Source organism: Flavobacterium sp. (assembly GCF_027533505.1).
Lineage (GTDB): Bacteria > Bacteroidota > Bacteroidia > Flavobacteriales > Flavobacteriaceae > Flavobacterium.
Genome location: NZ_JAPZUB010000026.1, coordinates 1 through 9,892 on the forward strand (window position 1 = coordinate 1; position 9,892 = coordinate 9,892).

General features: G+C 40.9%; 7 protein-coding genes. 5 read left to right on the forward strand and 2 right to left on the reverse strand.

The genetic code is table 11. The annotated features are described in order from the left end of the window. Positions 1 to 356: 356 nt before the first annotated feature. Both O9316_RS05530 and O9316_RS05535 read right to left on the reverse strand, forming a co-directional pair. Entirely contained in the window at positions 357 to 1,079 is a 723-nt protein-coding gene (locus O9316_RS05530) for a hypothetical protein (protein WP_298347056.1), read from the reverse strand. Then, positions 1,069 to 2,184 (reverse strand): ATP/GTP-binding protein, encoded by a 1,116-nt coding sequence (locus O9316_RS05535; RefSeq protein ID WP_298347057.1) that lies wholly within the window; start codon positions 2,182 to 2,184, stop codon positions 1,069 to 1,071. The genes O9316_RS05530 and O9316_RS05535 overlap by 11 nt, the downstream gene beginning before the upstream one ends. Before the next feature lie 1,857 nt (positions 2,185 to 4,041). Between O9316_RS05535 and O9316_RS05540 the strand changes: the two genes are divergently transcribed. The 5 genes from O9316_RS05540 (at position 4,042) to O9316_RS05560 (ending at position 9,744) form a co-directional block, all read left to right on the forward strand. Then, positions 4,042 to 5,544, forward strand: coding sequence for a rhomboid family intramembrane serine protease (locus O9316_RS05540; RefSeq protein WP_298203397.1), 1,503 nt, complete (start codon positions 4,042 to 4,044; stop codon positions 5,542 to 5,544). Positions 5,545 to 5,948: 404 nt separating this feature from the next. Continuing rightward, the gene (locus O9316_RS05545; protein WP_298203398.1) at positions 5,949 to 6,953 is read left to right on the forward strand and encodes a bifunctional oligoribonuclease/PAP phosphatase NrnA; all 1,005 of its coding nucleotides are present in this window, start codon (positions 5,949 to 5,951) and stop codon (positions 6,951 to 6,953) included. Between the two features lie 10 nt (positions 6,954 to 6,963). Then, on the forward strand, positions 6,964 to 7,527 hold the full coding sequence (gene gldI / locus O9316_RS05550) for a gliding motility-associated peptidyl-prolyl isomerase GldI (RefSeq protein WP_298203399.1): 564 nt from the start codon (positions 6,964 to 6,966) through the stop codon (positions 7,525 to 7,527). After that, positions 7,527 to 8,642, forward strand: a complete 1,116-nt coding sequence (locus O9316_RS05555) for a peptidylprolyl isomerase (RefSeq protein WP_298203400.1) — start codon at positions 7,527 to 7,529, stop codon at positions 8,640 to 8,642. The genes gldI and O9316_RS05555 overlap by 1 nt, the downstream gene beginning before the upstream one ends. A 13-nt stretch (positions 8,643 to 8,655) precedes the next feature. Then, positions 8,656 to 9,744: a peptidylprolyl isomerase gene (locus tag O9316_RS05560; RefSeq protein WP_366941518.1), complete on the forward strand. Its 1,089-nt coding sequence runs from the start codon at positions 8,656 to 8,658 to the stop codon at positions 9,742 to 9,744. Positions 9,745 to 9,892: the final 148 nt, after the last annotated feature.

The window sequence follows — 9,892 nt, forward strand, 5'->3', positions numbered from 1 at the left end:
GGTTTTATTTTGCCTAACATATTGCCACTATTTTATACTCAAATATACCATTTTTGGCAATAATTATCATCTATTTCTAGCTAAATTTTATTGTAATAAAATAACAATCAGGCAGTTATTTGTTTTTTAAGGGATGACTAACTAAGGAAAAATACCTACGTTCTTCAGGAAAAATACCTTGGTTTTTGTTTGGTGGTGTGGAGTGAATTTAGTATTAGCTTACCATTTCGCAGCTATCCGACTGTAGCGAATCCAGCGAACTGCGTACTGTACGTTAAGATAACATTTTACGTGAAAAAAGAAGTTCAACTCAAGAAAAACAAGCTGTAGCGGATAAGGGCTTTAAGCGGTAGTAATTATTTGATAATTTGTTTAATTCCCTCATTGCCAAAATAGTCATGTAGGAAGATTGGAAAAGCACTTAAGACACCAACCGTAGAATCTACGTTTATATACTTTGACAATTGTTTTTCAAAAATTTCAATTTGCAGAATTAATGAATTTGGAAGGACATAAATATCATTTACAATAAAATTCATTTTTTGTAAATGTGCTACACATAACAATTTCCATACTTCAATGTCATATTTTTTGAATTGGATTAGGCTTTTAAGACAATCTTCACTGACTAATTTTTTATAGTTTACATTTATCTTACAAAGAACTTTTAAATATTGAAAAGTTTCAAAATCAATGAAATGCTTTAATGATTCAACCATAGGATAACTAATGTAAAGTTTTCCTTTGTCGGTTTCCTCATAGAAGAAATCTAAAAGTTGTTTTATTTTTTCATCATTAGCTTGAGTGTCATGGCCATCATAGTCAAAGAACATATAAATCTCGGCAAAATCTTCTCTATTAAACTCCTCTAATATGACCTTGTTATTATCTTTTTCTTTCAATAAAAAAAAAGTGTCTAAATCTTCATCTTTGACTATTTCTTCATACAGTTGATAAAGATTGTTACAAAAAGCACATGTTATTAGAGTATTCTTATCCAAGAAATATTGAGAGAAATTATCGGTAATTTGCTTCTCTGTTTTTTCTCCCTCAAATACAAATAAAATATTATTCGACATAAAATGTTCCTGCTTTGTACATTTTTTCAATATTGTGAGCTTCTCTTAATTCCTTAGGAGTGCTTTTTGATAGAGAACGAATTACATTTTTATTCATTAAAAAATAACAATCAGGTCTCAATAAATCATTTGTAATAATTGATGTATTATGTGTTGTAAGTATGAATTGGACTCCTGTTTGCTTTAATTCTTTAACAATCAGTGCTGATAATTCATGGTGATAAAATGCATCAAACTCATCAATGAAAAGAAACGAAACTTTTGATTTTTCTTTAATTCTTTGAAACCAAAAGTAAAACAAAACAAGTGCTCTTGTACCTTGCGAAGCTATGTTGTAAAACGGAATTGTTTTTCCGTTAAAATCAAAAGCTAATGTTTTTTTATCGTCTAAATCAATTACTGTTAATTTACATTCAACACCAGCTTCATTTAAAAACCTTTCTAAATCTGCAACATTATTTTTTTCAATAATGTCTTCTGCAACTTTTTTTGGCCCTAGTTCTATTCCTAAATAATAATTGGTTTGTAAAGACCTAAAAAATAACAACCCTTCAATAAACTTAAAAAAATCGTTAAAAACTGAATTATTATGATCTTGATCTAATTCGGAATTATTCTTTATATATTTTAATAATGCTAAATTGTTATTATTGATTTCAGTCTTTAAAGTTTCAGCGCCTTTGAATTTAATCACTGCATTGTTATTCATTCTTCTATCAAGAAAAGCAAGCTCCTCATCATTAATAAGGAACTTTTCATATACAATAGTTTTATGATCAGTTTTTTTATATTCGTAAACAACTTTGTTGGAATTTATTAAAAATTCATAATGGAAGTCAGCTGTATCGGAACTATTATATGCATTTAAATATGCTGAATATTCAGTGTCATTTTTATTTCTATCAGTTAAATTTTCGATTATGTCAAATATTGCTAGGGCTAAGTTTGATTTACCCACACCATTATGTCCGTAAACTAATGCATTATTTACAATACCATTTTTTATACATTCACTATTAAAAGTATATCCGTTTGTTTCAGTTAAATCAAGCGTAAAATCTTTATTAAAACTTTTAAAATTTGATACTTTGAATTTTGTTAACATTATTGTTTTTTATTGCAAATATATAAAAAAACATTGCCGTAATTTTTTTACGGATATTTTTTGCTTCCAGTAATTCTCGTTTGGAAGTATTAGCGCTAACTTATTTGTAAAACTATAGCAGGATTTATTTCACAATCTGTATGAAAATTTTGGACGATACGCTTCCCATGTATACTAAATTCTGAATAAAAGTGACAAAAAAGCCTCAAAAAACAGCTCCCCCTAGAATGGTCCATAGATGCGCCATAGATACTCCATAGATAGTCCATGAGAAGTCCATGAAAAAAAGAACTAAAACCCATAGTCGAAATCTATAAAAAATAGTCGAAAACCAGCGAAAATTAACCCTTCAATCGGTGAGCCATAACCCACTATACAAAACTATACCAAAATAGCATTGTTGATAGCGGCAGAAAAAAGAAGCAAGAAAAAAACCTTTTTGGAGTTATTTTAAATGTTGTATTTTAAATTATAAATGAGCGTGCTAACACGTCCTCCTTGACTAACGTCCAACGACTAATGGCTAACGACAATTCGTTTGCCGTTGAGAAGAAAGAGAAAAGAAGAAAGAGCAAAGAAACAAGAGCAAAGACCCCTTTTGGAGTTATTTTAAATGTTGAATTTTAAATTATAAATGGGCGTGCTTACATGTCCTCCTTGACTAACGTCCAACGACTAATGTCTAACGACTATTTCACTTACGACTCACCTCTGTCAAGACAAAAAGTAAAGAACTTCATTAGAACTTCATAGCAACTTTCATAGACAGAGTACATGTATGAACCAAAACCTACCCGTGAAGGTGGCTTTGTTTTTACTTATGCCGCAAAGCCGGTTCCTGAAGCTACGGGATGCGGAGCTTTTCATATGAACTCTTTGCGGAGCTGGTTTTTTTTACTTTAGTGAATTATTTTAATTATTTCAACTACAATCTTTATAATACAAATAACAGAAACAAAAATTAAAAATGAATATGCTCTAAAACTATAAAGGGTACTAAATTCAGTTTCATTAGAAGTATCTTTCTTTTTTTCTCTTTTATAATAATACCTTAAAAAATAAAGACAAATACATAAAAAAAATGTTACTTGTAATAGTTCAGTATTATATTTCATAGGCTTTTTTTAAAGGTATTAGAACAGCATCCAGCCAAAGTCCTGAACTCAGCTCCGCATAGTGTCCAATATATCTACAGAGCTCCGCATCCCGAAGCTTCGGGATGCGGAGCTTTTCATAAAAACTCTTTGCGGAGTCGGGCAATCTCCTTCCCCCCACCAAAAGGCTCAGCGGCTCAGCAGCTCAGCGTCTCAGCAGCTTTATAACAGTATCAACAACTATTCCCCCTTTGGAGTCGGTAATCTCCTTCCCACTCCAAAAGGCTCAGCGGCTCAGCAGCTTAGCGTCTCAGCAGCTTTATAACAGTATCAACAACTATTCCCCCTTTGGAGTCGGACAATCTCCTTCCCCCACCAAAAGGCTCAGCGGCTCAGCAGCTCAGCGTCTCAGCAACTTTATAACAGTATCAACAACTATTCCCCTTTGGAGTCGGGCAATCTCCTTCCCACTCCAAAAGGCTCAGCGTCTCAGCAGCTCAGCATCTCAGCAGCTTTATAACAGAACCAACAACTATTCCCCTTTGGAGTCGGTAATCTCCTTCCCACTCCAAAAGGCTCAGCAGCTCAGCGTCTCAGCAGCTTTATAACAGAACCAACAACTATTCCCCCTTTGGGGGCTAGGGAGCTAACCAACAACCGGCATTCAAAAATCAACAATCAATAATCAACAATCGTTAATCAAATTCCCCCTTTGGGGGCTAGGGGGCTAACAACTTCGTATCTTTGCCCAATATTTTCTCCTATGGCTTTTGGTTTTCCTGCACAAGAAGTTCGGTATCTGCCCCAATCTGGAGGTTCAAATGCGCTCAACCGGTACCTGGCGTTTCGCGTTTGCCGCGAGTTGCGCTGGCCCCTTATAGCCATTACCGAAACCTCCGTTACCGCCACTACCCTCAACTATGCGGGGAGTTGGAACGAAACCTTTACCCTGGAATGCCTGGAGGGTGAAATTGCGCTCCGTTCGGCCTCCAATGGAAACCAACTCTATGATGCCGGCCGCAATGGTAAAAACATCGATCTGTTTATCAACGCCTTCAATTCCCTCAAAAAGAAAAGCGCAACTATTACCCTAGAAGAGGCCTACCTCGAAGCCAGTCTTCAAGAACAAGCGGCGCTCATCGCCCAACGCCTCAAACCCACACCGGTCATCAAACAGTTTTATACCCCACTTTCTATACTCATTCCGGCTCCTGGGTACACGTTCACACCCGCGCTCATCGGCCTCAACGTACTCCTCTGGATCATCATGGTGGCCAACGGGGTAAGTCCGTGGCATGCCAACCCCGAACAGCTCGTACATTGGGGCGCTAACTTCACCCTACGCACGCTCGACGGCGAGTGGTGGCGGTTGGGAACAGCGCTGTTTTTGCATGCCAACCTGTTTCACCTGCTCTCCAATGCCCTGGGTATGGCACTGGTGGGATTGTGGCTCGAACCTTTTTTGGGTAAAAAAAGAATGGCGGCCTTGTACCTCAGTAGCGGACTCGTAGCGAGCAGTTGCAGTCTTTTTTGGAATGAAAATATCGTGTGTATAGGGGCATCGGGAGCCGTTTTTGGTCTTTTCGGCTTTTTGTGTACTGCGCTCGTATTCCGATCCATCACCCACCGAATGAATGCTTCGACTTGGATTGCCATCAGTGTTTTGGTGGGATTGAACTTAATCGGCAGTTTTGAGGAAGGCATTGATGCCGCTGCACATTTGGGGGGCTTTGGGGCAGGGATGCTATGGGGACTCGGATTCCATTTGTTACCGACCAATCAAACAATACAACAAAGCGTTCTTGCGGTGGTGTTTACCCTAATCGTCATCGGGGGCAATGCATATACCCTTACAAGCCAACAGCCCCGTTTACAACTGTTTCACTACTGGATGGCGCTCGAGGAATTTGCCGATAACGAATCCATTGCCCTCGACAGTTACCACTACGAAGGGGACTCTCGCGACGAATACCTCGAGCAATTGAAAGAAACCGGTTTGGTGTACTGGCGCAAAAACAAAGCACTACTCCAACGCCTTGACAACCCCAATCTCCCTCCAAAAGTTCGCCGCTTACACCAAAAATACCTTCGCTTTTGTGAGTTGCACGAGCAACGTATTCAGGAAATAATCGACCAGTTGCAGGAAAAGAATACCCCAGGAAATACGGCAACAACAATTGAACTCCAAATCGAAACATTGGGGTCGGAGATTCGTACCCAAATTGAAGCAATCGCCCAAGAATATGAGCTCCCGTATCGCAATTAAATCGGAGGGCAACCCTTTCCCGCAACCCCATTGGCAATCCCTTGAAAACAGGGAGCTGACAGGGGTCTTGTTCGGACCTTGTTCGGACCTTGTTCGGCAAAACCCCCGTTTTGGGGCGATTTCCCGAAGAACTCCCGAACAAGTCCCGAAGGAGGTCCGAACAAAACCAGAACAAAACAGCAAACAGCGCGTTATTTCCCTCGCATCGGACAAAAGCAGACTTTAGCGGACAAGAGCGGACTTTTCAGGACAAGAGGGTGTTTTCTCCCCAAAAAGTTCGTATAGCGGTAGCATTAACGCAGGAAAGGGGTCGGTTTTCTTTGGTCGAAAAAAAACAAAAAATTGTTGGGGAATTGCGTTCATCACATTTATGCATTTGGCAAATTTTAGTACCTTCGCAAGCTATGAATACAAACGATTTATTGGCCTTACGTTCCGTTTTAGCGTCGCCGCAGTCCATTGCAATTATTCCCCACCGCAACCCGGATGGTGATGCCATGGGAAGCACACTTGGTTTAGCCCACGCGCTGCAACAAGGCGGTCATACGGTAAAAGTGATATCACCCAATGACTTTCCCGACTTTTTAAAATGGTTACCCGGTGCCGAGGAAGTGGCGATTTTTGAACACGACCGTCCCCGTTGGAGTGCTTGGCTGCGGGAACAATCGTTGGTGTTTACCCTCGATTTCAATGCCTTACACCGTACTGGTGATATGGAGCAAGTGCTCAAAACACTCACCGTGCCCCTCGTGATGATCGACCACCACGAACGTCCCGACACGTATGCAAAATACACCTACTCCGATACTCGTTACGGCTCGACTTGTGAAATGGTGTATCATTTTTTACATCAATTGGGCGAAAGCCAATGGATTAATAAAACGGTAGCTACCTGTTTGTATACGGGCATTATGACCGATTCGGGGCAATTTCGATTCCCAAAAACCACAGGCGAAACCCACCGTATCGTGGCCGAATTTATCGATTTGGGCGTACCCAATACTGAAATCCCCACGCTTTTATACGATAACAACTCCTACGACCGTTTACAACTACTCGGTCGAGCGTTGCAAAATTTAAAGGTTATTCCTGAATTCAAGACCTCGTATGCCACCCTTTCACAGGAAGAATTGGACACGTTTCATTACGTCAAAGGCGATACCGAAGGCATTGTGAACTATGGCCTTTCCATCAAAGACATTCAGTTGACAGCATTGTTTATCGAACACCGCGACGAAGGTTTGATCAAAATATCCTTCCGCTCCCAAGGCCCCTTCGATGTCAATCAGTTTGCGCGGGACCATTTTCAAGGAGGCGGACACCAAAATGCAGCCGGTGGAAAATCCTACGAAAGTTTAGAGGCCACCGTGGCACGCTTTGAAAAATTAATACACCAACACCACCCCTAATCCGATCGCTATGAGTAAGAAATTTGTTTTAGTTATGATTTTGGCCCTGTTGTCCCTCACAATAGGGTGCCAACAACAACAGGCCCGGCGTCCCGTTTCGCATTCTTCTGGAGCATTTATGAAAGCTTCGGTGGAACGCAATAAAAAGCTCATTAAAAACGAGGAGACCAAAATCGATTCGATCATTAAGAGCAATACCAACATTCAATACATTGCCTCCAAAAAAGGCTATTGGTATTATTATGAAAAGAAAAATACCACCGACACCTTGCGTCCGAAAAAAGGGGATATTGCTTTTTTTGACTATGAAATCAAGGACTTGGATGGGAATGTTATCTACTCCGACTTGGAGCTCAAAGGACAGTCGTACCGGGTGGACAAGCAAACCATCATTACCGGGTTGCAACACGGCTTGAAGTTGATGCGAAAAAATGAAACCGTGACGTTTTTGTTTCCGTCCCACATGGCCTATGGCTACCATGGCGACAACCGCCGTATTGGTACAAACGAACCCATCATTTGCAAAGTGACGCTCACTGATTTTAGACCCGAAAATAAATTAAACGAACAATAATGAAACGCTTACTCACAGGAATACTTTTGGTGCTTGCCCTTGGCTTTCAAAGTTGCAAAGACGAGCATGCCCAATTGAAAGACGGACTCTATGCCGAATTGGAAACCGACAAAGGAACGATTTTGTTGCGGTTGGATTATGAAAATGCTCCCGTGACGGTAGCCAATTTTATCACCCTGGCCGAAGGAACGAATCCGTTTGTTCGGGAGGAATATAAAGATAAAAATCTCTACGACGGTATCCGTTTTCACCGCGTGATTTCAAAAAACAATGGCGATGCCGAAGATTTCATGGTACAAACGGGCGATCCCTCAGGAACGGGTTCGGGCGATGCCGGTTACAAATTTAAAGACGAAATCTCAAAATTGCGCTTCGACAAAGGCGGACTGTTAGCCATGGCCAATTCGGGGCCGGGCACCAACAGCAGTCAGTTTTTTATCACTATTGTTCCGACGCCGTGGTTGGACGGGAAGCACACTATTTTTGGGCGTGTAGAAGGCGATGGAATGAGTGTGGTGGAACAAATTAAGTTGTACGATCAATTGATCAGTGTAACGATTATCCGCAAGGGAGAAGCTGCCAAAAAGTTTGATGCCGTCAAAGTATTTTCCGATTATTTTAGCGCTGAAGCCGAGAAACAAAAAAAACAAGCCAAAATCGATGCGGCGAATTTAAAAGTATACGAAGCCGAAAAACAGCGTTTCTTTGCCGAACTTCGTCCAAAAGCTACCGTTACCAAAAGCGGTTTGGCCTATTATGTATTGGAAAAAGGCAACGGTGGAAAACCCAACATGGGCGATAATTTGTTGGTGCAGTACGCTGGTTTTTTTGAAAACGGCACACTCTTTGACACCAGCCGTTTGGATTTGGCCAAAAAAATGGGCAATTACAACGCGCAAAAAGACGGCATGGGCGGCTATGCTCCGCTACCGATGCAAGCGGGTGCCAAGACCGGCGCCATTCCGGGATTTATGGAAGGGTTGAACTTGATGCACTACGGCGATAAAGTGGTGCTTTTCATTCCTGCAGCGCTCGGTTATGGTGAAACGGGAGCCGGAAAGGTAATTCCCCCCAACACCGATTTGATATTTGAATTAGAATTAGTTAAACCATAATAAAACAACCTAAATGATGAAATCAATATTCAAAGGAATAGGCGTATTGTTGTTATGTACCGTGGTGGCCCAAGCACAAACACCCAAAAAAACAACTGCAAAACCCAAAGCAAAAGTCACCAAGGCCATAGCCGCTCCTGTAGCCAAAAAACCTTCCCTTGCCGACGGAATGTATGCCGAAATTGAAACGCCGAAAGGAAAAATGCTCTTGGAATTGTATTACCAAAAAACACCCATCACCGTAGCCAATTTTGTGGCATTAGCCGAAGGAACACATCCGTATGTGTCGGCGCCACTAAAAGGAAAGAAATTTTACGACGGCTTGCTTTTTCACCGCGTTATTAAAGACTTTATGATTCAAGGCGGCGATCCAGCTGGAAACGGTTCCGGGGGGTCTGGCTATGCTTTTAAAGACGAAATCACCGACGATAAATTTACCGGACCGGGTATCTTAGCGATGGCCAATGCGGGTCCGAAAACCAATGGGTCGCAGTTTTTTATCACCCACAAAGAAACTGCGTGGTTAAACGGTAAGCATACGATTTTTGGAAAAATCATAACAGGACAGGAAGTGGTCTTTGCGATAGCGCAAAACGACCCGATGACCAAAGTAACCATTATTCGTCAGGGAGCTGCGGCCAAAGCCTTTGATGCACCCAAAGTTTTTAGCGATTATTATGCGAGCGTAGCCTTGGAAGAACAAAAAGCGGAAGAGGCCCGTAAATTGGCCAATGCGGCAGCCTTAAAAGAATTTGAAGAAAAAGGACAAATAACCCCCAGTGGCTTGCGCTACATTGTGTTGCAACCCGGTACAGGGGAAAAACCCGTGGCAACGAGTAATGTAAAAGTGCATTACACGGGTATGTTGACCGATGGTAAAATATTTGACAGTAGTGTGCAACGCGGGCAACCCATCGATTTTGGATTAAACCAAGTAATTCCCGGATGGACCGAAGGGGTGCAATTAATGCCCGAAGGCGCCAAGTATAAGTTTTACATTCCCTACAAATTAGCCTATGGGGAACGCGGTGCAGGAGGCGTTATTCCTCCCAAAGCGGATTTAATTTTTGAAGTTGAATTGTTGAAAATCAATAGTAAATAAAAAAAGTAAGAAGCCGTCTCACAACTTGAGACGGTTTTTTTTTACGTTTTTTCTTGCATAAAAGAGTTGCAATTTGTATATTTATATCTGATTTACAGATGATTAGACATGAATTTCAAACACTACAATCAACGTCAAACCACACTTT

Coding starts and splice junctions, on each gene's coding strand:
- O9316_RS05530 (WP_298347056.1), bottom strand. CDS start 1,079: ATGTCGAATAATATTTTATTTGTATTTGAGGGAGAAAAAACAGAGAAG.
- O9316_RS05535 (WP_298347057.1), bottom strand. CDS start 2,184: ATGTTAACAAAATTCAAAGTATCAAATTTTAAAAGTTTTAATAAAGAT.
- O9316_RS05540 (WP_298203397.1), top strand. CDS start 4,042: ATGGCTTTTGGTTTTCCTGCACAAGAAGTTCGGTATCTGCCCCAATCT.
- O9316_RS05545 (WP_298203398.1), top strand. CDS start 5,949: ATGAATACAAACGATTTATTGGCCTTACGTTCCGTTTTAGCGTCGCCG.
- gldI (WP_298203399.1), top strand. CDS start 6,964: ATGAGTAAGAAATTTGTTTTAGTTATGATTTTGGCCCTGTTGTCCCTC.
- O9316_RS05555 (WP_298203400.1), top strand. CDS start 7,527: ATGAAACGCTTACTCACAGGAATACTTTTGGTGCTTGCCCTTGGCTTT.
- O9316_RS05560 (WP_366941518.1), top strand. CDS start 8,656: ATGATGAAATCAATATTCAAAGGAATAGGCGTATTGTTGTTATGTACC.